Source organism: Pannus brasiliensis CCIBt3594, from assembly GCF_036688125.1.
GTDB classification, from domain to species: Bacteria; Cyanobacteriota; Cyanobacteriia; order Cyanobacteriales; family Microcystaceae; genus Pannus; species Pannus brasiliensis.
The window spans coordinates 1-23,463 of record NZ_JBAFSM010000011.1; the positions used below are offsets into that span (position 1 = coordinate 1).

Sequence of the window (23,463 nt, forward strand, 5' to 3'; positions counted from 1 at the left end):
GACTCCTGACTCCCGACTCCCGACTCCTGACTCCCGACTCCCGACTCCTGACTCCTGACTCCTGACTCCTGACTCCTGACTCCTGACTCCTGACTCCCGACACCCGACAACTCAATCCCGCGCTTCACGGATTACCTACCGGGAGTAGGATAGAATGGATCGAGCCGATAGGTATCGATCGCCGATTCCCCCTGTTTTCGATCCTCGTCTACTAAATCCGATGACTTCAGAAGACTTTAACGTTTTACCCCCGAAAATGCCGTCAGAACCCGTGGAATCTCTCGCCGACCCTTTCACTTTCGACGAGCTTTGGGATGATAAGCCCGCGGAAAAAGCTGACGAACCCGAGAACGCGGCTACGGACGAACCGGTTCCCCCGCCGGAAGTAGAAACGGCGCGAGGGGAAATCGCGGATCTAGAGAGCCAGAAACAGACCCTGATCGCCGAGATCGCCGCTTTGAAAGCGGAAAAAGAGCGGTTAATCGCCGAAGACGTGGCGGATATCAAGGCGCACATCGAGCGGATGATCGGGGAGGGGGTGAAGGAACTGGAAGGACGAAAACAGACGTTAGAAGCCTCGATCGAACAGTTAGAACGCCGAAGAGAGCGAATCCGTCAGGAAATGCGAACCTCTTTCGCGGGAGTCTCTCAGGATCTCGCGGTTCGGGTACAGGGATTTAAAGATTATCTGGTCGGTAGTTTACAGGATCTAGCGGCCGCCGCCGAACAGTTAGAACTCTCCCGTTTCGAGGGCGATCGATCGCCCCGTCCACCGATCCCGTCGGAAACCGTTTCCCCCCGTTCCTACCGTTCCGGAGAAGACGGGGAAAGAACGAGCCGAACCGAACCCCGTTCCTACCGCTCTAGTGAAGAGAGCGAACAACGGAACCGAACCGAACCCCGCTCCTACCGCTCTAGTGAAGAGAGCGAGCGACCGGCGAGACAACCCGGCGAACCCCGTTCCTACCGCTCTAGTGAAGAGAGCGAATCCCGGAATCGGAGCGATTTCACCCCCCGTTCTTACCGATCGCGCGAGGAGAGCGAACGACCGAACCGCGAGCGCGGGGAATCGCGTTCCTACCGTCCCGGTGAAGATACGGGCAGATCGGGTCGATCGAACTACGAGGCGGAACCCGCGCGGACGGGCGCGCCGGAACGGGGATTCCAAGACCAGAAACAGAGAATTCAGGCGTTACTCGATCGCTATCGTACCCGTCCCGATTACTACGGCCCCCCGTGGCAATTACGGCGCACTTTCGAGCCGATTCACGCCGAACGCGTGCAACAGTGGTTCTTCAAACAGGGAGGCCGGGGCGCGATCCGCGGCATGGGTAGCCGCTTACAGAATATTCTCGTGGCTTCGGCCATTATTTCCGTTCTCGCGGAACTGCAAGGCGATCGCTTCCGTTCTCTCGTTCTCGCCAACAGTCCCGAACGCTTAGGAGAATGGCGACGGGGATTACAGGATTGTCTGGGCATCTCCCGCGCCGATTTCGGACCCGATCGCGGCGTGGTTCTGTTCGAGTCCCCGGAGGCATTGATCCAACGGGCCGATCGATTGATCGAGGAAGGTTTCTCCCCTCTAATCATTATCGATGACACCGAGGAACGCCTGAATTTCGCCCTCCTTCAATTCCCCTACTGGCTCGCTTTCACCCCCGATCCCCAGCAGGGTTCGAGTTATTGGTATTAGGGCAGGAGATGGGGAGATGGGGAGGTAAGAAATTCTATACCGTCTCCTGTCTCCTGCCTCCTGACTCCTGTCTCCTGCCTCCTGACTCCTGACTCCTGACTCCTGACTCCTGACTCCTGACTCCTGTCCCGACGAGAGATTTTTGATGTCTGCCAGAGGTCTATGGATATTGTCAACGCGATCGGCATCGTGGCCGGAACCTTGACCACCCTTTCTTTTCTGCCGCAGGTGGTGAAAACGTGGCGGGAGCGATCGGCGAAAGACCTCTCGCTGTCGATGTTTCTCGTTTTCTGCGCGGGGGTTTTCCTGTGGATTATCTACGGCTTTTGTGTGGGGAGCCGACCGATCGTGATCGCCAATAGTTTCACGTTCTTACTCGCGGGAACGATTCTCTATTTCAAGCTCAAATACGGTTAATCGTCCCAGGGATCGGCGGTGAGGGGAGAATCTTTGAGCGATCGATATTGGGGCTTAGTTCTTCTATCCAAACTCCATTTACCCGCGCCGTAAGTGACGAGCGTTAACAGGCCGCCCATCAAACCGAGATTTTTCAAAAAATCGATCTCTTCTTCCGGAAACCGGGTATGGAAGATCAACGTCGCGGGAACGAGGAAACCGATCAGTAACCAGGCTCCTAATTTGGCTTTATACCCGAGTAATACCGATAAGCCCCCGGCTAGTAGCACCCCGATCGTCGGGATGATGAGAATATTCGCGAAGGGGATTCCTTTCGCGCTCATGTACTGTACGGTCGAATTCGGATCGAGCAATTTATCCCAACCCGATTTGAGGAAGATCGCCGAGAGGAAAATCCGACCGAAAAGGGAAGTGTAGTTATTCATAACGCCATCAGGCAACGATCGTCGATTTGAGGTCGCGACAAAAACGCTCGATCGATTGTAATCCCTGAGCGGGAGAATTTTCCGCCAGACGTTTGACGATGGCACTACCGACAATCACCGCGTCCGCGCCCCATTTTTTGACCTGTAGGGCTTGTTCGGGGCCGGAAATGCCGAATCCTACCCCGATCGGCTTATCGGTCACGGAACGGATAGAATCGAGCAATCCCTCGACTCTCGTGGCCACGCTCGCTCGGGTTCCCGTCACGCCGGTAACACTGACGAGGTAGATAAACCCCCGCGATTGCCGGGCGATCGCCTCGATACGCTCGATCGGGCTGGTGGGGGCGATTAACAACGTTACCTCGATCCCGCGTTCGTCGGCTGGTTCGAGAAGATTGGCCGCCTCCTCTAGCGGGAGATCGGGAACCACTAGCCCCCGCACCCCGGCGGCCGCGACCAGATCGAGAAAGGCTTCGATCCCCCGATAGTGAATGGGATTGTAGTAGGTAAAGAGAATAATCGGCGCTTTTATCTCGTTTTTCGCGTCGCGGGCGATTTCCAAAACCTGTTCTAATTTCACTCCCCGAGCGAGCGCGCGGGTGGCCGCGGCCTGGATCACGGGTCCGTCGGCGAGGGGATCGGAGTAGGGAACGCCGAGTTCGATCAGGTCCGCGCCCGCTCGATCGAGAACCCGCAAAGCTTTAGCCGTCGTCTCTAGATCGGGATCTCCCGCGGTCAGGAACGGGATCAGGGCGCATTCCCCCCGTTGACGGAGGGTACGGAAACAGTCGGAAACAGAAGTCATTAACTCAACCAGGAAGGGCGATGACAGGAATAGACTATTATCTCACGTCTCGGAACGGCGCACCTACCCTCTCTCGCGACAGAAATCGACAAGACCTAAAGAAATTCTAAACAATATCTAGAGTTATCGGCGAATCAGCGGTAAAATAAGCGCGATTTTCTCTAGCCCGATCGCTCGATCGGATTAATTACGGCATAACTTCCCATCTCCTCTATCTATGGTACAAAATTGATTTACTTCCCTCTCCAGATTCCCGATTCCGAAGACCGTATCATAAAAAACCCCTTATCCCTATGCTCTCGATTTATATCCTGACCCATAATGAAGAAATCGATATCGCCGATTGCATCGAATCGGCCCTGCTGTCCGACGATGTGATCGTGGTGGATTCCTTTAGCGACGATCGAACGGTCGAGATCGCGTCCCGCTACCCGGTTCGCGTCATCCAACACAAATTCGAGAGCCACGGGAAACAAAGGACGTGGATGCTGGAGAATATCCCGACCAAACACGATTGGGTGTATCTGCTGGAAGCCGATGAACGCATGACTCCCGAACTGTACGCGGAATGTCTACAGGCGACCCGACAACAGGAGGCGATCGGTTTTTACGCGGCCGAGCGGGTGATCTTCATGGGAACCTGGATTCGTCGGAGTACCCAATACCCCCGCTACCAGATGCGTTTATTCCAAAAGGGCAAGGTTTGGTTTACCGATTACGGTCACACGGAAAGGGAGGTATGCGAGGGAAAAACGTCGTTTTTGAAGGAAACCTACCCCCACTATACCTGTAGTAAGGGATTAAGCCGCTGGATAGAGAAACACAATCGTTATTCGAGCGACGAGGCCGCCGAAACCCTCCATCAGTTAGCCACCGGGGACGTGAGTTGGACGCGGTTGTTCCTCGGTCGATCGGAAGTCGAGAGACGGAGGGCCCTCAAAGATCTCTCGTTACGCTTGCCTTTCCGTCCCCTGCTGAGATGGCTGTATATGTACTTCATCCTCGGTGGCATTCTAGACGGTCGCGCCGGTTTCGCCTGGTGTACGTTACAGGCTTTTTACGAGTATTTAATCCTGCTGAAAGTCGAGGAAATGCAACAGGGACTCCCGACTCCCCTGGAACCGATCGAACGTTTAAACGGCAAAAAAAATCGACTTTCCACGTCTTCCGAGACAAAACTCGTTTCCACGAGAAACCGCGAGTCGGAGTGAAGGGGACGGGGAGATCGGGAGATGGGGGATTTTTGGGGGAAAAGGTGGAAAACTACGTTTCAGTCCTTCACCTTTACCCTTTACCCTCTCCTCCTGACTTTCTTAATAACGGACACGGGGATCGATATAAGCGTTGATCGCGTCGATGAGAATACTGGCGAAAACGACGATCGCCGCGAAAAAGGCCATCAATCCCTGTACCGTCGGGTAATCCCGTAACGAGATCGCCCGGTACAGTTGGTTTCCCAAACCCGGCCAGGAAAAGGTTACTTCCGTCAGTACCGCCCCCCCTAAAAGAGTGGCGAAGGTTAAACCTAAAACGGTTATCACGGGAATTAGGGCGTTTTTTAAGGCGTGGGCGATGAGAATTGTTTTTTCGGGGATTCCTCTCGCTCTGGCCGCGTCCACGTAGTCCGCCTGTAGGGTTTGTTGGAGATTGACCCGAACCATCCGCTCGAAAATCCCGCTTAATAGAAGTCCTAACGTGAAACTGGGTAGGGCGAGATAGTAAAGCGCGGTGAGGAATTTTTCTGGCTGTAGAGCCAGGATACTATCGATCGTGTATAGACCCGTGAAGGACTCGGGCGGGGTGTCATCGAGGGGAAAACGGGTTCCTAACGGGAACCAGCGCAATTGTACGGCGAAAATCAACTGAAAAAGCATCCCGACCCAAAAAATCGGCAGGGAATAGGTAATCAAACTGAAGAGACGACCCCCCGCGTCAAGACGGGTACCGGGACGGGACGCGGTTAGAATGCCGAGACCGATACCGATCGCCACGGCGATCAACATCCCGTAAAAGGACAGTTCGACGGTGGCGGGAAAATGTTTGCCGATAATCTCCCAAACCGTGACCCCTTTACTGGTCAGGGAGGAACCGAGATCGAGGCGCAGGAGGCTAAAAATATAATCTATATACTGGAGAAATAGGGGCTTATTTAGCCCTAATTGCTCTCTCAGGGCATTTTTGGCACTTTCGGGCGCGCGGTTGCCTAAAATCGCGTCGGTGGGATCGCCGGGAGCTACCCGCATCAACAGGAAAACGACGGTCACGATCGTCCACAACATTAAGGGGGCGAGTAGGCAACGAACGATCAGGTAGGATTGCAGGGCCGAACGACGGGACATGAAAGATTAGACGCGGTAGAGATCTCTTACGCCAGAGTATAGAGGGAATCTTTTCCCTTCACAAGACTTTTCGCGCTTAGGAGGCAGGAGTCAGGAGTTAGGAGGTGAGGCAGGGAAAAGGTGAAAGGGTAAAGGTGAAAAGAGTAAGAAAGCTCTTTTCCCTTTTCCCCTTCCCCTTTTCCCCGAACAATCTCCCTCATCTCCCCATCTCCCAACCCAATCGCGTGGCCTGTTCGTAGACCTTTTTTAAAGTGTTCACGTCTCGCGGGGAAATCGAGGGGATATCGCGGGTTTGGGAAAAATACATCACGTCCGTTTCCGCGGGACTGTGACCCCAGATTCCCAGCGCGTGACCGAATTCGTGACGGATCGCCGAGAGTGCCGAGGGATCGCTCAAATTCGGGCTGATCTTTACTGTCATGCGATGATGCAAGAAATTATCCTTGACAAAAATCTCGTATTGTGTTACAGCCGATCGAACCCTGGGGATCTCTAACTTCCGGGTTTCCGGATTGAAACGGACTCCGGAGGGGGGAAACTCGCGCGCGATGACGATATCGGCACTTTCCGGTTGACTGACTTCCTGTAGCGGGAGATAGCGATTCCACTCGCCGATCGCCCCCCGAACCAATTCTACCCACGCGGGTCGATCGGAGCGCGTATATACCGTCACCGGAAAGCGCGACCACACCAGCGCCCCCACCTCGCTTTTTTCCAGCGCGTCGAAATAATCCCCGCGATTTTCGGTATCGCGCCAACTCGCCAGCGTCGCGGGTAACGGGTGAACCCGCGAGGGGGGTAGAGATTCGCCGATCGAGCGGGTGGCGATGGAGAAAATGAAAAGACTCGCGATCGTGGCGAGTCCTACAAGGAGAAAATCAGAAAAAAGCTTTTTTTTCATCCTTACCGAGCCAACCAGCCCGCGCTGAGAACGATCGTCAGGGCGATAAAGGTCGTTCCTAACGCCCATGTCACCTGATTGAGCGTTTTTTCGGCGGTTTTCGCGCTGGTGAATAACTGCGCTTGGCCGCCGATGCCACCGATGCCGTCTCCCTTGGGACTGTGTAACAAGACTAAAACGACGAGAAAAGCCGCCGAAATCGCCCAGATAATTTGTACGAGTTGCACGATCGTCATGATAATTCGTCTCTTCGTCCTACTTATAAAGAGATCCTAACAGGTGTGCGACTGGTTTTGAGTTCCAATTCCGAAGGTTGGATGAGCGATCGACCGGTCATTTCTTCCGGCTGGGGAAGTTGTAAAATTTCCAGGATCGTCGGCGCGATATCCGCTAACCGGCCGTCGTCGCGCAATTTCACATCGCCACCGTGGCCGGGGATTTTTCGGCCTTCTCCCTCGATCAGGATCAACGGGACGGGATTCGTCGTGTGCGCCGTCCAGGGATTGCCCTCCTCGTCGCTCATCGTCTCCGCGTTGCCGTGATCGGCGGTAATTAACACCGTACCGCCCATTTTATTGACACTGGCCAATAAACGGCCCAAACATCGATCGACCGTCTCGATCGCCCGGATAGCCGCGTCCAGAAAGCCCGTGTGTCCCACCATATCGGGGTTCGCGTAATTCACCACCACTAGGGAATAGATCCCTTTCTCGATCGCTTTCGTCACCGCGTCCGTCACCGCGTCCGCGGACATGGCGGGCGCGAGATCGTAGGTGGCGACCATCGGACTCTGGATTAATTCCCGATCCTCTCCCTCGAAAGGCTTCTCTAAACCACCGTTAAAAAAGTAGGTAACGTGGGGATATTTTTCCGTTTCCGCGCAACGGAACTGCAATAATCCGGCGCGCGCGACCACCTCGCCGAGAATATTATCGAGATTCTGCGGCGCGAACGCGACTTTAACCCGTAATCTCGCGTCGTATTGGGTGAAAGTGACGAAACTGAGGGGAACGATCAGATCTCGATCGAACTCGTCGAAATCGGGATCGGTGAGCGCGTAACATAACTGTCTGGCTCGATCGGGCCGGAAATTGTAGAAAATCACCCCGTCTCCCGGCTCGATCGCCCCTTTTTCGATGCGAGTGGGCGGGATAAATTCATCGGTGATATTCTGGTCGTAAAAAGCCTGTAAAACTTCGGTAATCGGTCTTCCGTCGATATTATCGTCGCTCGTCATAACCCGGTACGCTTTTTCTACCCTATCCCAGCGTTTATCGCGATCCATCGCGTAATAGCGACCGCTCAGGGTAACGATGCGTCCGGTGCCGATTTTCGCGATATGTTCTTGAATTCGCTCGATCGCCGGGAGACCGTCGGTAACGGGAGTATCGCGACCGTCGGTGATCGCGTGAACGCAGACATCGGCAACGCCCTGTAGTTTCGCGAGATCTAACAGACCGAGGAGATGATCGAGATGGGAGTGAACGCCCCCCTCCGAACACAGGCCGATCAGGTGTAATTTGCCGCCTCTAGAACGGACTTCCTCGCACACCCCCACGAGCGCGGGGTTTTGAAACAGCGAGCCATCCTCGATCGCGTCGGAAATCCTGACCAATTCCTGGGGGACGACACGCCCCGCGCCGATATTCAGGTGTCCGACCTCTGAATTCCCCATCTGCCCGTCGGGAAGACCGACATCTCTCGCGGAAGTGCGGATCAACGTTCGCGGGTACACTTCCCAGAGACTGTCCATCACGGGGGTTTTGGCCATGGCGATCGCGTTGGCCGATCGTTGCGGGCGATAACCCCAACCATCTAGAATAACTAGCACCACGGGCGATACAGGTGCTTGGGTCATGATAATAGTCCTATCAATATTGGATTTCCACGCATTAAGATAATACCACCGAACTTTGAAATCGATCATGATTCCCCGTTCGTAGTCTGGCGAAATGTCACCGATCTCTCGAAAAACCACGCTTCCCGACCCGAACTCGATCGAACGCTTGCCATCCTCGTTTCCGCCCCGATAAACTTGAGGAAAATGCTAGTACCCTTTGCCGGACGACAGGTTATAAGCTCGAAAAATTAGAGTTCAAGGAGATAAACCGGTATTGTATCCCGTTTTAAAATCTAAACTTCTTGATTTTTCTTCCTAACTTCTTTAGGCGTGAATTTCGTATATCTACCTATCTCCTGAATCAACCGCGAGCTTTTATGTCTTCCAAAAACGAAACGATTCCTTTATTAGTGGCCCTTCTCACCACCGGGGCCGTTCTGGGCGGCGGTTTTCTCCTGCTAAAAAATCGGTGTACTTCCGGCGGTTCCTTTTTCCTTTGCGGGGGCGCTTCGAGCCGGACTCCCGCGCCATCTTCCCCCGTTTCCTCGCCGTTACCCCCCCCACCGTCCCCGCGAGAGGTGGCCACGTTTCCCGTCCCGACCGAGATTCCGAGCGGCACGAAAATTCGCGTGGATGGCTCGACGAGTATGGTACAGATTAATAGCGCTTTAAAACAGGCGATCGAGCGAAAATACGCGGGGGTTTCCGTATTGACAAACGGAAGAGGGAGTGATAAAGGAATCGAGCGAGTGAGCGACGGCTCGATCGATATCGCCGCGATCTCCCGGCCCCTGACGGAAGCGGAAATCGCGCGAGGATTGGTCGCCACGCCGATCGTCCGCGATTCGATCGCCATCGCGATCGGCGCGCGAAACCCGTTTTCGGGGAAACTTACCGCGGCACAGGTGAAAGACATTTTCACGGGAAAAACCACGAAATGGTCGGAAGTGGGGGGATCTCCGACCGAAATCCGGGTGATCAACCGTCCCGCGGGCAGTGGAACCTATCAAACTTTCCGAAGCGAGGTTTTAGGGGGCGCGGAATTCGGGACGGGGCCGAATTTCGTCACCATGCCACGGGACGCGACCACGCCGATCCTGCGAGAACTCGGCCTCGACGGTATCGGTTACGCGACCTACGCTCAAGTGGAGAAGCAAAAGACCGTGAGGACGATCTCGATCGACGGTATCCCCCCCGGCGATCCGAATTATCCGTTCCAGCGAACTCTCTATTACGTGTATAAAGAACCCGCCAATGAAGCCGTGAAAGCTTTTCTCGGCTTCGCTATCTCCCGCGAGGGGCAGGAGGTGATTCTCCGGGGAAACGAAGATTTACAGTAGTTTTTTCGGGGAAAAGGGCAAGGGAAAAGAGCTTTCTGACTCTTTTCCCCTTTACCCTCCCTCACCTCCTGCCTTTTGTCTCACTCGATCGTTTTAAATTTCCCGAAGGCGCGGGGATGGCCGCCTTTTTTGGCGTGGAGGTAATAGCGGGGGGGTTCGTAGTGGTGTTCCGCGGTGTAGGGTTCACAGAAGCGATCGCCGACTAGATCCTCGCGCACGAAGAACGCGTTCACTCCCGCGAAAGTACAGTTGACCAATCGATAGCCTTTTTGCCAGCCGAGTTTTTCCAGCGCCTTGAGACTCGCGCCCATGTAACTGTCGTATTTCCATTGATGTTCCGGGTTGTATTGCATCACCCAAGCGCATTCCGGGGGATAGATGGCGTTATATTCGAGGATGACGACCCGAGGGCGGTAGTTGGCGATCGCCTGCCAGACCCAGTAATCGTTACCGTCGATATCGATCGAGAGTAAATCCATCTCGATCGGCACCGATCCCTCTTGAAATAATGACTCGATATTTTCGGCGGTAATAAACGTGTTTTTTAGGGTTAATTGTCCCGATTCGATCTGTTCGGAAAACGACGATTGAATACTCTTACAAAACTTCGGGCTTCCCTCGATCCAGTAGCCTTTCCATCCTTTGATTAACAGGTACGCGGTATTATTTTCCAATCCGTTCCCGACCCCGAATTCCACGAAAAATTGATTGGTAGTGCCGATCCGCTGGAAGATCTCGCTAATAATCCCGTCCTCGCCCCCCTGAGAGAATACTTTCTGTTCGTAACGGGTGAGTTTGCGGGAATCGGCGTATTTGGGATTATGATAGAGATGCTCTTGGAGAAAGTTATCGATCTGTAGTTCCCCGAGAGATTTTTGATACTTCAGGTGATCTTTATTTAACTGACGAATCACGCTCAAGTTATCTTGAACCGATTGGAAACGAGCGATGAAATTACTAATAAATTTTTTCATGGGTTTTCGGGAACACTAACGAAGGTTTCTAGATTCGATCGGTTGTCGGGAGATCCCGCGTTTGTAGCGGAATTTGAGAAGGATATTTTTCAGCCAATGCTGTAAAACCTTAATTTTCTGGCGCTTCGTGGGCAAACGCAAAATATACACGAATCTTCGCGTGATATCCGCCAATCTTCCCCCGATATTCAGTCCGAAACTGGAGACGAGCGCCCGTTTCCGTCCGAGGGTGAGCATATCCCCCAGATGCAGGTAACGATAGGTTTTCAGCGATCGCTTCTCGATCGCTCCGACGAGATTGCTCGCGACGATCGCCGAGGCTTGATAGGCGGCCTGCGCGGTCGCGGGAATCCGCTGTTTCCCCCCGTAGATCTCCGCTATATCTCCCACGGCGAACACTTCCGGATCGTCGAGTAATTGCAGGGTCGGCCGGACGAAAAGTTGACCCCGATCGTTTTTCGGGCGATCGATCGCCGCGATCCAGTCCCGCGCCTCGGTTCCGGCCGTCCAGATCACCAGATCCGCGTCGAGGATCTCCCGGATATCGCCCTTGACCGCGACGATCGAGTTCGCCGTCACCTTTTCCAGCGCCGTGTTCAGGTAAAGCGTAATATCTCTCGCCAATAGAGAGCGATAGGAAGCCACGCGTACCCCTTTCGAGAAATTTAATAAAATTTCCGAATTGCGCTCGATTAACGTAACTTTTCCCCGATCACCCAATCGATCGGCCACCTTACAGGCTAACTCGACCCCGTTGGGGCCGCCGCCGATCACGGCCACCCGCGCGGGCGCTCTCGTCTCGGTTTCCAATAGGTGGAGCGTGTTTTGCAAGCGTTCCACGTCCTCTAAACTCCGGAAGGTGAGCGCGTGTTCGGCCAGTCCCTCGATCGCGGGAATCCGGTTCCGGGTTCCCGCGGCCAGCACGAGATAGTCATAGCGAACGCTCTCGCCGTCATCCAGGCGAACTTGACGGTTCGGGAAATCGATCGCCCGACAAGCGCGGTTTTCCCAACGGATTTTCGTTCCCGCCAACAGTTGTCGGTAGGAGGGCGCGATCTCCCAGCGTTGCAGTTCCCCGGTGATCAGTTCGTATAACAGCGGGGTAAAGAGAAAATGATCCTTCGGTTCGATCAGGGTGATCCGCCACTGTCCCGAACGGACGGCGGGGCGACCGCTCAGGGAGAGCGCGGTGTATAGCCCCCCGAACCCGCCACCCACGATACAGATCTCGATCGGTTCTTGATGCATGGGATTATTTTTCCGGTTGTGGGGTAACGGTCTTCGTCGCGGACAGGAGCGGCTTGAGTTCGGAAATTAACTGCCGGCTACGGGTAATCCGGGCCGGGGGCAAGAGATGGTAGTGCGTGTCGGCGAACAGGCTAGAATCCGACTGGATATTTAACGTCTGTTTGTCATAGATCGTCGGGACGATTTTTTCTAGCTCCTCCGCGGATTTCCGGATACTGGCTACCGTTTTCGGATCGGTATGGGCGTAAACCCAGGGCAGGGCGACGATCAGGTTCGCTCCTTTCGCTTCGAGATCTTTCCGTAGTTTGGCGATCACCTCCAGACAGTGGGGGGAAGCGGGGGTTTGGAAACCGAGTTTCCACCATTTGCCGGTACGTTCCTTGACCACGGTGGGATCGCCCTTATCGGTGATCGGGTCGGAAAGATAACCGGTCATCCGGCCCTTGGTAAAAAGATCGACGGTGGATTTGGTCAGCGCGCGCATTCCGGGGATTCCGAGGAGCCAGGTATCCTCGATCATCGTTTTCGGGGGAACCCCGCCCAATCCCGGTTGGCCGATCGCGATCCCGAAAGGAGCCGAACCCCATAACCCCTCGCCCCGTCCGAAGCCGTCCTCGTCCATCAGCATGAGATATTCGGGAATCAGCAGGATCGTGTCTCCCGGTCGGGCTTGTTCGAGGATCATGGCGGAGATCACGTTGAGTCCGATATCGCCCTGTAAACCGAAGTTGACCACCGGGATACCGAGTTCTTTCTGCATGAGATCGGAATTGATGCTGTAGTGCGCTCCCGATCCCGCGGTGACGATCAGGCGATGGGGGCCTTGAATCGAGGCGGCGATCGCTTCTTTCTCCCGGTACATCATTCTCAACCAACTGAGATCGCCACCGTAAATCACGTTATAGACGAATCCCAGCGACCAAGCGATCCCGACGGAGGCTAACCAGGGAAAAATGTTAAAGGATTTACTCATACAAGCTCCGCTCGTTAGAATTCAAAATAGATAAAATCGCCGGTATTCGTGGACGCGAGCAGGATGGTTAATCCGAGTAAGGTTCGCGATACCCACGGGGAGAGAAGGAGTTCGTATTCGGGTTTCTTGTTAGCCACGGCGAGATGTTCCAGGATCAGAACGATAATGCCGAGAACTAGGGTGAACGTTAAAACGGCTCCTTGATTGAGAGTATAGGAAGTAAAAATTTCCCCGATATTGCCGAGAGAGTAATTAAAAGGATTCAATAGGATCATCACCTTACCGATCAGTCTCCGGGTATTGATTTCCATGAAAAAGAGACAGCCGAGAATCACCGCTAACTGCGTTAACGCCCAGGATACCACCTGCGGCCGCGACACGTACTTACCGACGAACCCGTAAAAAGGTCGCCCGAAGTAGCGCAAGATGAGCAGTAACGCCCCGTGGTAGGCTCCCCAGAGGATGAAGTTCCAGGCCGCACCGTGCCAGAAACCGGAGAGGGTGAAGGTGATAAACAGGTAGAAGGGGGCCCAGTTTTTATTAGAACCCATGAGCGGGAGAAAGACGTAATCGCGAAACCAGGTACTAAGGGTGATGTGCCAGCGTCGCCAGAACTCGTTGATGCTCTGGGACATATAGGGGGCGAGGAAGTTGAGTTCCAGGCGAACCCCGACGAAATAGGCCAGGCCGACGGCGATAAAACTATAACCGCCGAAATCGAAATAGATCCGCAGGGAGAACAGAAACGCCTCGAACCAGATATACCAGGCGTTATCGACCATCTTATCGAGTTCGATGTAGGGGGCGAGGTTATCGGCGAGAACGAATTTCATAAAGAGGCCGAGAGAGAGCCAGCGTAGACCTTTCTCGAAGTTTTCCCCGCTGAATTTCAGGCGGAAGGACTCCATCTGGGGGAGAAGGTCGCGACGACGCTCGATCGGGCCCGCGACGATCTGGGGGAAGAAGGAGATAAAGTTCACGTAATCGATCACGCCCAGGGGTTTTTTCTTTTTTTCTCGCAGGGAGTCCACCACGAAGGCGACCATCTGGAAGGTGTAGAAGGATACCCCCGGCGGGATGCGATCGGGGACGGGAATCGGCGATAACGCTTTCCAGTTCTCGGGGATCGGCACCACGAGACCGATCACGTCCTGCACGAAGAAACCGAAATATTTAAAGTACGCGAGGATCGCGATATCGAGGACGATCACGATCGTGGCGACGATATTGGCCTGTCGGGAAGGCAGTTTCAGCACTAGCCAGACCATGATGTAGTTGAAAACCAACTGCACCATGAACACGGTGAAACTGGTACGACTGGCGAAGTAGAACAGGATTAGCGACAGCGCCATCAACCCCACGCTATCAAAAATCCCTCGCCAGAGGTTGAGGGACTTCGCGACGTGGCGCGCCGTAAGGAAGGGAACGCTAAAGAGAATTAAGATCCACCAAAAAATAAAATCTGAGTAATTCACGAGGATTCGATTTTAGATAAATTCAAGGGTTTCTGGTGGTCGGCCACTGGCTAGAAGAAGAATTTCCCCGAGCGAGCGGCAAGAAATTTGATAACGGATAGCAATTATAGAGGATGAAGTTATTTTTGACAAGGTTACGACAATTATTCCCTCCTTTTCGGTCAATAAGTACAGATTTAACCCGATTCGATCGGGGGATTTCCTCCTTAAAAATCAAAATAAATAAAGTTACCGCTACTGGTAGAAGCGAGGAGAATCGTTAGACCGAGTAAGATCGGCGATAAGCGAGGCGATAACAGCAGGTCATACTCGTATTTTTTTTGGTTTATGGCTATTTGTTCCAGAATGAGAACGGTAATCCCCATCCCTAACGCGAGCGCTAACACGGAGCCTTGATTGAGACTGTAGGAATGGAAAATCTCCCCGAGATTAGCCAGGGAGTAATTCGCGGGATGGGCGAGAGTTGCTAATTTTCCCAGCAATCGTCGGGTATTGGTTTCCATGAAAAAGAGACAGCCGAAAATTACCGAGAGAAAGGTTAACGCCCAGGAGACGATCTGCGGACGGGACACGTATCGACCCACGAAACCGTAAAAAGGCCGTCCCAGATAGCGGAGAATTAGCAGTAACGCCCCGTGATAGGCTCCCCAGGCGACGAAATTTAGGGAGGCCCCGTGCCAGAAACCGGACAGGGTAAAGGTGAGGAATAGGTAAAAGGGCGCCCAGTTTTTGTTCGCTCCCATCAGGGGAATGAACACGTAGTCCCGAAACCAAGTGCTGAGAGTGATGTGCCAGCGCCGCCAGAACTCGTTAATACTCTGGGAGGTATAGGGAGCGAGAAAGTTAACCGTTAGTCGTACCCCGAGGAAGTAGGCGAGACCGACGGCGATAAAACTGTATCCCCCGAAGTCAAAGTAGATTCTCAGGGTGAAGAGAAAGGCCTCGAACCAGATATACCAGGCGTTATCGACCATCTTATCGAGTTCGATATAGATAGCTAGATTGTCCGCGAGAACGAATTTCATGAATAGACCGAGCGAGAGCCAGCGCATTCCGTTCTGGAAGTTTTCCGCCGTGAATTTCAAGCGGAAAGGGGAGAGTTGGGGTAATAGATCGCGGCGACGCTCGATCGGGCCGGCGACGACTTTCGGGAAAAAGGCGATAAAGTTGATGTATTCGAGAACGGCGATCGGTTTCTTTTTCTTCAGCGCCAGGGAATCCACCACGAAGGCGATCATCTCGAAGGTATAAAAAGAAAGCCCCGGCGGGATTCGATCGGGGACGGGAACGAGGAAGGTTTCTTTCCAATTCGGGGGGAGAACGGTTAATCGACCGATTATTTCCTGGACGAAAAACCCTAGATATTTAAAATAGGCGAGAACGGCGACGTTAATAACGATGACGATCGTGGCCGCGAGTTTCGCTTGCCACCCCGACAATTTCAGCACCAGCCACACCATTATGTAATTGAACACCAGTTCCACGATGAAAATGAGGAAACTGGTTCGACTGGCGTAGAAAAACAGGAGTAAGGAGACTACCATCAGCCCCACGCCATCGAAAATGTCTCGCCAGAGGTTGAGAGACTTAGCGATAGAGCGTACTGTTAAAAAAGGTACGCTGAAGAGGAATAATATCCACCAAAAACTAAAATCCGAGTAATTCAAGGCTATCCGTGTTGAACGTGTGAGGTTTGATCGGGATTTCTCTCGGTTAATCCACCCTAGAGTACGGTCAGCCCGATGGGGATAACCGAGTCAAGGGGTGATAATGGGGAAACATTATAGAGGAGGCTGAATTTCTTGACAAGGGTATCAAACTTTGCCAAACTTGTCCGTAAATTCGTTCCTGTCAATCCTAAAGAATCGAGGAAGAGCGATCAATGCTTTATCAAAGACTGCTAGAATTTCATAAGTCATATCGAAAACTCAAAAATTATTCTCACATCTCTGATAATTACTGGTCTAGCCGATTGGTAGAGCAAAATATCAGTCCAACTCAGGTAGAATTGGACGCGAAAACTGGCAAACTCCTGTATAAACCGTTCGCCCTACATCTAACGAAAGACAAACAAGATTTTTTATTGAACGCTAAACTTTCTAACAAGGCGAAAGCTTTGAAAAAATCAGGAAACGCTCGATTCGAGATTAGCGACGCTGAAGAGTTAATTCTCGATATCGACGGGGTGCGATTAATCATCGAGACGGGACAAGAATTAGAGATCGCTCACGAGATTTTCCTGTTAGGGATTTATAATTTTGTCTACGATAAGCCTTGTGTCGCGATCGATATCGGCATGAATACCGGTTTCGCCAGCCTCTTTTTCGCGAACCGGCAGAATGTAGAGGTGGTGTACTCTTACGAACCGTTTAAAGCGACTTACGAGCAAGCGCTCCGAAATATCGCCCTGAATCCGCGATTAGCCGGGAAAATAAAAGCGTTCGATTACGGGGTAGGAGCGCGGGAAGAAACGATCACCGTCGAGTACGATTATAAGGTGAAGGGAAGCGTGGGAATTTCCGGGATCGATGAATTATGGAAATCGGCCGATTCGAGTTCGATCGCCCGCGCGGAATTACCGATTAAACCGTTCAGCGAGATCTTTACCGGTATTCTCGCCGCCCATCCCGATAAAGATATCGTGGCGAAAATCGATTGCGAGGGTTCCGAGTACGGGATTCTCGATTCTCTCGCCGAAAACGGTCAATTGGAGAAAATCAAAATTATCATGATGGAGTGGCATAAACAAGGCCCCGATCCCCTGGTTAAGCACCTACAGAAAGCGGGATTCGCTATTTTCTCCCGTCTCCCGCTCAGTGACAACGTGGGAACCCTATACGCGGTTAGAACCTGATAATAGCGATCGGGAGGGATTCACTCGATCGAGCGATTTTCTCTCCCCGTTTTTAACGGTAACTAGCCTACTGACCCTTACAATACGCGTTAAAGGAATCGCCGGTTTCCTGTTCTAATTGACCGGCTTTTCTCACTTTTTCTTGAGCCGCTCTAGCGGCTTTTTTGTCGCGTGTATCGAAGACTTGAATGATCTCGCGGGTAGCGTCGGCGTAATCCTGATAGACTCTGGCGAAAGAGTCTTTATATTTGGTCAGTTCGGGATCGTTCACCTCTAACTTTTTCATATTTTCCGCGCCGCTCTCGATTTTATCCGCCGCGAGTAACCAACTTTTTTTATCGATTTTTTGACTTTGGTTCTCGGTCAAGGATTTGGTTTCTCTAGCTACCTCGTTGGCGATCCGATAAATTTTCTGACATTGAAAGGTTTTGGTTTCCGCGCAACTTGTTAAAAAAGTCAATCCTAAAACGAATAAAAACGCTCTATTATTCATCTTTTCTCTTTCCGTGAGGATGGCGTTAAATTCCGAACCGGGGTTCGATCGGGAATCCCTTCTAAATAGCTAAGATACAACATCGGGCCGGAAGTCGGGGTTTCCCCGTCTCCCCGGCCCGATCGATCACTTCGTCGCGTGTCGTTTCTGGTGCCAGTTCCACGCGTGGGAGACGATCGTTCTCAAGTCCGCGTATTCCGGATTCCAGCCGAGAACGCGTTTGGCTTTGTCGCTACTACCGATGAGAATCGGGGCATCTCCGGGGCGCCGGGCGCTCTCGATCGCCGGGATCTCTTTTCCCGTCACCTGTCGGGCCATCTCGATGACCTCGCGTACCGAGAAACCGTTGCCGTTGCCCAGGTTGAACACGTCGCTCGCTCCCCCGTTCAAGAGGTATTCCAAGCCGAGAACGTGCGCCATCGCCAGATCGTTAACGTGAATGTAATCGCGAACCGCCGTTCCGTCCGGAGTTTCGTAATCGGTGCCGAAAATGGACAGAGACTCCCGTTTTCCGAGAGCGGTTAACAAGGCGAGGGGAATTAAATGGGTTTCCGGTTGGTGATCTTCGCCGAGTTCGCCGCTCGGATCGGCCCCGGACGCGTTGAAATAGCGGAAAGCGACCGATTTTAACCCGTAGGCGGGATCGAAATCCGCGAGAATCCGCTCGACCATATCCTTACTCGCGGCGTAGGGACTGAGGGGATCGCGCGGGTGGTTTTCCGTCATCGGGACTTCTTTCGGGTTGCCGTAGATGGCGCAGGTGGAGGAGAAGACGAATTTTTTCACCCCGAAAGCGAGCATGGCTTCGAGTAGGGTGAGGGTTCCGCCGACGTTATTCTGATAGTACATGGCGGGTTCGGCGACCGATTCCCCCACGGCGATAAACGCGGCGAAGTGCATGACGGCGGCGATCTCGCGGGTGGAGAAAAGATGGTCGAGAAGCGATCGATCCCGCGTGTCGCCGACGATTAACTCGACTTTTAACACATCCTTAACGATCTCCGGATGACCGTAGGATAAATTATCGAGTACGATCACGGAATAGCCGGAGCGTTTGAGCGCGAGAACCGCGTGGGAGCCAATATAACCCGCGCCGCCGGTGACGAGAATAGTAGGTTTTGTTAGAGACATCACGCCTCGATCGAGTAAAGCTTTCTTGCTCTACCTTTATACCTTACTTCTCGTCTTTTTCGCCTCGACCGTCGAGGAGATCGATCGCCCGGAGTCTGGATCGAGCGTATTTTTCCATCAGCCATCGGAAATTTCATGTTAAGTCCCCTAGATTTATCGGTATCTTTAGACAAAGAAATTTATCGGGCGCGGATCGAGGATCTGATGCGCCAATTGCGATCGCTACAACAGTCCTGTCGGGAATATAAATTACCGGTGGTGGTGGTTTTGGAAGGATGGGCGGCCGCGGGCAAGGGAACTCTCGTTAGGAAAATGATTAACTATATGGACCCGCGGGGATTCGCCGTGCATCCGGTGCTGGCCCCGTCGCCACAAGAGCGAAGTTATCCGTTTCTCTGGCGTTTCTGGCAGAAACTCCCCCCGAAAGGCAGTCTCGGCATTTTTTACCACAGTTGGTACACGCATCTGTTAGAGGATCGTCTGTTCGATCGGGTGTCGGATACAACGATTCCCCTCGTCACGCGGGATATCAACGCGTTCGAGCGACAATTAGCCGATGACGGGGTAGCGATCGCTAAATTCTGGATTCATCTGAGCCAAAAGGAACTAAAAAGCCGTCTGAAAAAGTACGCGTCCGATGAACTGGAATCCTGGCGCGTGCGTCCGGAGGATTGGCAACAGGCCAAGCGTTACGGGGAGTATTCGGCGCTCGCGGAGGAGATGCTAACCTATACCAGTACGGGAAACGCCCCCTGGACGCTGGTGGAGGGGGATTGCGAGCGTTGGGCGCGGGTGAAGGTACTGTCGCAGTTGGTGGCGACGATCGTGCAGGCGCTCGATCGCAAGAAACTGCCGAGCGCGCCCCCTCCCTCATTACCCCCCCAGGAAAAACTGCAACCCACCGAACCGGATTTTCTGGCCGGGGTCGATTTAAGCGCGCGGTTGGAGAAGGAGGAGTATAAAAGTCGTCTGCGATCGGAACAGGTGGAACTGAGAAAATTACAATTAAAAATTTTTCAGGCCGATATCCCGGTGTTGGTGTTATTCGAGGGATGGGACGCGGCCGGCAAGGGAGGGGCGATTAAACGCTTAACGGATACGCTCGATCCTCGCAGTTATCAAGTGACCGCTTTCGCCGCGCCGACGAGCGAGGATTTTCAGTATCATTATCTCTGGCGTTTCTGGCGGAAATTGCCCTCGGCGAGATCGATCGGGATTTTCGATCGTAGTTGGTACGGCCGCGTATTGGTGGAACGGGTGGAGGGTTTCGCGAACGAGACGGAATGGCGACGCGCCTATCAGGAAATTAACGAGTTTGAAGCGCAACTCACGAACGCGGGTTACGTGTTGGTAAAATTCTGGCTTCATATCAGTCCGGAAGAACAATTACGACGTTTTGAAGATCGCAAAAACGATCCCTATCGCGCCCACAAACTCACCGATGAGGATTGGCGCAATCGGGACAAACACGATCTTTATTATGTCGCGGTCAATCAGATGATCGCCCGCACTAGCACCCCCACGGCTCCCTGGACGATCGTTCCGGGAGATGATAAATATTTCGCCCGTCTCAAGGTTTTGGATACGGTTAGCACTGCGATCGAGGAACGTTTGAAACGGAAGTAGCGATCGATCTTTCCGAACTCGGCTTTATTTTGCCTAGCCGAGTTCTCATGATATACTGAGGGTGTCGATCGAGTCCCCTTATGGGGATTGGGTTTTGGGAAAGAGCCGTACCGAGCGGGGAAAGAATTTTGTTCGGTTCGATCGGGCGATGCAATTTCTGAGCCTTAATCTAGTGATTTCTAGGAGAAAAACGATGATTCAAGAGATCGCGGAGCAGATAAATAAAGAGGAAATAAGACAGTATTGGTCGTTTTTAGAATCAATGCCGTTTTCTATCGATAAAAAAGAACTTATCGAACAAAAAATTAGAAACGCGTTAGATAAAGTTCAAGATACGAGAGAACTGGATACTATTATAGCAATTTTTGAAGATTTACAAAAAGAAGTTGACTCGATCGTTCGATCGATTCCCAATTTCGAGAACAATCCCACTATCATTTTACTGCTGTTAGCTCTATTAATGTTACGAGATTTTTATTATGGAGTACAATCGTTAGAGGATTTGGAAAACGCGAAAGCAACGCCAGAGATTTATTGGTCGGTACTCTATAACTGTGTCGATCGTTTAGAAGGTGTTTTAGCGAGAATCAAACAGATTCAAAATATAATTCCGCTCAACCAAAGGAATGAGTTAGTAACTTTTATTGAAATTATTTTTCAAAAAATTCTACTGGAGATAGATAGATATCCAGAAGAAGAACAATTCCATAATGAACAAGTAGCGATTAGAAGAACTGTATTGTCAGGATTCCAGTTATCGCAATGGATTCGAGAACAATCTGAAGTTACTCGAAAAATGCAAGCGAGAGAAAAAGCTTTGCAAAAACTCAAGCAACGTGTAGAGTCCAGAAAAAATCAAGAACGGCAGGAAACCCGAGGCGATCAAGATCTGCAAGACGATTTTTATCAACTCATGGATAGTTTTCGACCGAAAGGCTGGAAACTTTATACAAATGAATAAATTGTAGAGACGATGATAATTTTACTAGATTCGGGAGTTTTAGGGGCTTTATCCAATCCCAATGAATCAGAAATCAATGCTAGGCTTGAACAGTGGCTCTTTAATAAAATCAAATGGGGGAGTCTAATAACTTCACAAGTTTGTAAGTATGAGGTAAAAAGAAGCTTATTGAAGATTCAATCGAAAGGAATTAATAAATTAGCGGATTTGGAAGAGTTGATCGATTTTATACCGATTGTAGATAGAGATATTGAAATCGCTTGCGAGTTATGGGTAAAATCTATCACTGAAGGAATACAAGTAGCCCCCGAACGAGATATTAATTTCGATATCATTCTATGCGCTCAATGGCAAAGGCTACAGGAAGAGAACCCCGGTAGAAAAGTGATTATCGCAACAACGAATCTTCGGCATTTGAGAAGATTCGCGGAAGCGGAGTTATGGGAAAATTTATAGGCGAAAAACTTACTCGCTCTCGTTAATCGCTCCCGTCGCGAGAATCGGCAAGGCTCTTCATTATCCGGACGCGGACGGGGAATACCGATCGATAAAACCGGGGCGCTGTTGGCCGGACAATCCGGCACAATGTATCGAGAGCGGGATCGATCGCTTCCCGCGGTGCTACATTCCCGAATTCCGACAGAAATCGCGCTCGATCCCCGATCCTATCCGCCTATCTGCCCTATCGCTCGGTTTTTCGCGAGGGGAAACACCGAAACACTCCAGAGAATACAATATGTCGCCATTCTACCTCTCCGCGCTCGCGGGGATCTCCATCGGGGATTTCCCGTACTGGCTATTTCTCGTCCTCTCTCTCGCGTCGCTGGTGTATTATGGCTACGCGATCGTCGCCGCGCTCCGATTCCGGTCGCGCTCGATAGCGATCGATCCCGATTTCCATCCCCCCGTCAGTATCCTCAAACCCCTCTGCGGTGAAGGGGTGCAGTTATATAAAAATCTCGCTTCTTTTTGCCAGCAGGATTACCCCACCTATCAGATCGTTTTCGCTGTCCGGGATTACCAAGATCCCAGTGTATCGATCGTCAAGCAACTGATGGAAGATTTTCCCGATGTCCGGACGCGCTTAGTCATCGACCCCAACGTTGTCGGCACGAATCGCAAAGTCTGCAATCTAGCCAACGCTTTCCCCGCGACCGAACACGAGATTTTAGTGTTAGCCGATAGCGATGTGCGGGTGGGAAGCGACTATCTAACACGCGTCGTCCAACCGTTACGCGATCCCGCGGTCGCGGTCGTTACCTGTATGTATCGTTCCCTGACAAGCGGTTTCGTCACTACTTGGGAAGCGATCGGAACCGCGACCGATTTTCATCCCGGTGTTATCGTCAGCACCTATCTGGAAGGGATTAAATTCGCGATGGGACAGACGATTGTCATCCGAAAATCCGTTTTAGAAGAGATCGGTGGGTTTGAATCGATCGCCGATTATCTAGCCGATGACTTTCAATTAGGCTATTTACCCGCGCGCGCCGGCTATCGCGTGGTTCTCTCTACCTATATCGTCGAACACGTCCTCGGATCGAGTAGTTTTTTCGCCTCCTGGCAACGTCAAACGCGTTGGACTCTCTGCGTCAGGGTTTCGCGGATCTGGGGCTATATCGGCTTGATTTTCACCCACGGAACCGTTACCAGTCTATTATTTCTCATCGCCAGTCGGGGATCGATGCTCGGCTGGACTCTGTTGGGATTGGTTTGGACGAGTCGCTTACTGATGGCTTGGTTGGTGGGAGTGGCGATTCTCGACGATGCTACCGTGAAAAAGTGGCTCTGGCTCGTGCCGGCGCGCGATATTTTCAGCTTCGCGCTGTGGTGTTACTGTTTTATCGGCGATACGGTGGAATGGTCGAATCGACGGCTGAAAATCACCAGAGACGGGAAACTCGTACCGGTAGAGAATCTCGTGAAATCGTGATGGGAAAGCGACGGGTTACAAACTTCCCGACAAAA

General features: G+C 52.2%; 23 protein-coding genes. 9 read left to right on the forward strand and 14 right to left on the reverse strand.

Annotation, left to right across the window (positions count from 1 at the left end; all coding sequences use genetic code 11):
• Positions 1-220 precede the first annotated feature (220 nt).
• Positions 221-1,693: a DUF3086 domain-containing protein gene (locus V0288_RS25095; protein WP_422661926.1), complete on the forward strand. Its 1,473-nt coding sequence runs from the start codon at positions 221-223 to the stop codon at positions 1,691-1,693.
• Here V0288_RS25095 and V0288_RS07040 read toward each other — a convergent pair.
• A complete protein-coding gene (locus V0288_RS07040; protein ID WP_332864346.1) occupies positions 1,690-1,869 on the reverse strand; it encodes a hypothetical protein in 180 nt (59 codons plus the stop codon). The two genes, V0288_RS25095 and V0288_RS07040, sit on opposite strands and share 4 nt — an antisense overlap.
• Here V0288_RS07040 and V0288_RS07045 point away from each other — a divergent pair.
• Positions 1,856-2,110: a SemiSWEET transporter gene (locus V0288_RS07045; RefSeq protein WP_332864347.1), complete on the forward strand. Its 255-nt coding sequence runs from the start codon at positions 1,856-1,858 to the stop codon at positions 2,108-2,110. The genes V0288_RS07040 and V0288_RS07045 overlap by 14 nt on opposite strands.
• Here the strand turns inward: V0288_RS07045 and V0288_RS07050 are convergent.
• Both V0288_RS07050 and trpA read right to left on the reverse strand, forming a co-directional pair.
• Positions 2,107-2,535, reverse strand: coding sequence for a DoxX family protein (locus V0288_RS07050; protein WP_332864348.1), 429 nt, complete (start codon positions 2,533-2,535; stop codon positions 2,107-2,109). The genes V0288_RS07045 and V0288_RS07050 overlap by 4 nt on opposite strands.
• Positions 2,536-2,542: 7 nt before the next feature.
• On the reverse strand, positions 2,543-3,340 hold the full coding sequence (trpA, locus tag V0288_RS07055; RefSeq protein ID WP_332864349.1) for a tryptophan synthase subunit alpha: 798 nt from the start codon (positions 3,338-3,340) through the stop codon (positions 2,543-2,545).
• A gap of 293 nt (positions 3,341-3,633) precedes the next feature.
• Here trpA and V0288_RS07060 point away from each other — a divergent pair, with 293 nt between their 5' ends.
• On the forward strand, positions 3,634-4,551 hold the full coding sequence (locus V0288_RS07060; RefSeq protein WP_332864350.1) for a glycosyltransferase family 2 protein: 918 nt from the start codon (positions 3,634-3,636) through the stop codon (positions 4,549-4,551).
• Positions 4,552-4,653: 102 nt separating this feature from the next.
• Here the strand turns inward: V0288_RS07060 and V0288_RS07065 are convergent, their stop codons facing one another.
• The 4 genes from V0288_RS07065 to gpmI form a co-directional block, all read right to left on the reverse strand.
• Positions 4,654-5,679: an ABC transporter permease gene (locus tag V0288_RS07065; RefSeq protein ID WP_332864351.1), complete on the reverse strand. Its 1,026-nt coding sequence runs from the start codon at positions 5,677-5,679 to the stop codon at positions 4,654-4,656.
• 196 nt (positions 5,680-5,875) lie between these two features.
• Positions 5,876-6,580 (reverse strand): peptidase, encoded by a 705-nt coding sequence (locus tag V0288_RS07070; RefSeq protein ID WP_332864352.1) that lies wholly within the window; start codon positions 6,578-6,580, stop codon positions 5,876-5,878.
• 2 nt (positions 6,581-6,582) lie between these two features.
• The gene (gene secG, locus V0288_RS07075; RefSeq protein ID WP_332864353.1) at positions 6,583-6,816 is read right to left on the reverse strand and encodes a preprotein translocase subunit SecG; all 234 of its coding nucleotides are present in this window, start codon (positions 6,814-6,816) and stop codon (positions 6,583-6,585) included.
• Positions 6,817-6,839: 23 nt separating this feature from the next.
• Complete coding sequence (gene gpmI / locus V0288_RS07080) at positions 6,840-8,438, reverse strand: 2,3-bisphosphoglycerate-independent phosphoglycerate mutase (protein WP_332864354.1); 1,599 nt, start codon at positions 8,436-8,438, stop codon at positions 6,840-6,842.
• A 359-nt stretch (positions 8,439-8,797) separates the two neighbouring features.
• Here gpmI and V0288_RS07085 point away from each other — a divergent pair, with 359 nt between their 5' ends.
• Positions 8,798-9,760, forward strand: coding sequence for a phosphate ABC transporter substrate-binding protein (locus V0288_RS07085; protein WP_332864355.1), 963 nt, complete (start codon positions 8,798-8,800; stop codon positions 9,758-9,760).
• 80 nt (positions 9,761-9,840) lie between these two features.
• Here V0288_RS07085 and V0288_RS07090 read toward each other — a convergent pair whose 3' ends face one another.
• The 5 genes from V0288_RS07090 to V0288_RS07110 form a co-directional block, all read right to left on the reverse strand.
• Positions 9,841-10,734 carry a hypothetical protein gene (locus tag V0288_RS07090; protein ID WP_332864356.1) on the reverse strand — a complete coding sequence of 298 codons (894 nt, stop codon included), beginning with the start codon at positions 10,732-10,734 and terminating at the stop codon, positions 9,841-9,843.
• Between the two features lie 15 nt (positions 10,735-10,749).
• Positions 10,750-11,982, reverse strand: a complete 1,233-nt coding sequence (locus V0288_RS07095) for an NAD(P)/FAD-dependent oxidoreductase (RefSeq protein WP_332864357.1) — start codon at positions 11,980-11,982, stop codon at positions 10,750-10,752.
• Positions 11,983-11,986: 4 nt separating this feature from the next.
• A complete protein-coding gene (locus tag V0288_RS07100; RefSeq protein ID WP_332864358.1) occupies positions 11,987-12,955 on the reverse strand; it encodes a hypothetical protein in 969 nt (322 codons plus the stop codon).
• A gap of 14 nt (positions 12,956-12,969) precedes the next feature.
• On the reverse strand, positions 12,970-14,430 hold the full coding sequence (locus tag V0288_RS07105) for an MBOAT family O-acyltransferase (protein WP_332864359.1): 1,461 nt from the start codon (positions 14,428-14,430) through the stop codon (positions 12,970-12,972).
• A gap of 206 nt (positions 14,431-14,636) precedes the next feature.
• Positions 14,637-16,097, reverse strand: coding sequence for an MBOAT family O-acyltransferase (locus V0288_RS07110; RefSeq protein WP_332864360.1), 1,461 nt, complete (start codon positions 16,095-16,097; stop codon positions 14,637-14,639).
• A 305-nt stretch (positions 16,098-16,402) separates the two neighbouring features.
• On the opposite strand from V0288_RS07110, the gene V0288_RS07115 reads away from it, so the two are divergent.
• Positions 16,403-17,284 carry an FkbM family methyltransferase gene (locus tag V0288_RS07115; protein WP_332864361.1) on the forward strand — a complete coding sequence of 294 codons (882 nt, stop codon included), beginning with the start codon at positions 16,403-16,405 and terminating at the stop codon, positions 17,282-17,284.
• A 67-nt stretch (positions 17,285-17,351) separates the two neighbouring features.
• Here V0288_RS07115 and V0288_RS07120 read toward each other — a convergent pair whose 3' ends face one another.
• Positions 17,352-17,777, reverse strand: a complete 426-nt coding sequence (locus tag V0288_RS07120) for a hypothetical protein (RefSeq protein ID WP_332864362.1) — start codon at positions 17,775-17,777, stop codon at positions 17,352-17,354.
• 126 nt (positions 17,778-17,903) lie between these two features.
• A complete protein-coding gene (galE, locus tag V0288_RS07125; protein ID WP_332864363.1) occupies positions 17,904-18,908 on the reverse strand; it encodes a UDP-glucose 4-epimerase GalE in 1,005 nt (334 codons plus the stop codon).
• Between the two features lie 135 nt (positions 18,909-19,043).
• Here galE and pap point away from each other — a divergent pair, with 135 nt between their 5' ends.
• The 4 genes from pap to hpnI all read left to right on the forward strand — a co-directional run bounded on the left by pap (position 19,044) and on the right by hpnI (position 23,428).
• The gene (gene pap, locus V0288_RS07130; RefSeq protein ID WP_332864364.1) at positions 19,044-20,534 is read left to right on the forward strand and encodes a polyphosphate:AMP phosphotransferase; all 1,491 of its coding nucleotides are present in this window, start codon (positions 19,044-19,046) and stop codon (positions 20,532-20,534) included.
• A gap of 193 nt (positions 20,535-20,727) precedes the next feature.
• Positions 20,728-21,495, forward strand: a complete 768-nt coding sequence (locus V0288_RS07135) for a hypothetical protein (protein WP_332864365.1) — start codon at positions 20,728-20,730, stop codon at positions 21,493-21,495.
• A gap of 12 nt (positions 21,496-21,507) precedes the next feature.
• Entirely contained in the window at positions 21,508-21,951 is a 444-nt protein-coding gene (locus V0288_RS07140) for a hypothetical protein (protein ID WP_332864366.1), read from the forward strand.
• Between the two features lie 280 nt (positions 21,952-22,231).
• Positions 22,232-23,428, forward strand: a complete 1,197-nt coding sequence (gene hpnI / locus V0288_RS07145; RefSeq protein ID WP_332864367.1) for a bacteriohopanetetrol glucosamine biosynthesis glycosyltransferase HpnI — start codon at positions 22,232-22,234, stop codon at positions 23,426-23,428.
• The last annotated feature ends 35 nt before the right edge of the window (positions 23,429-23,463 follow it).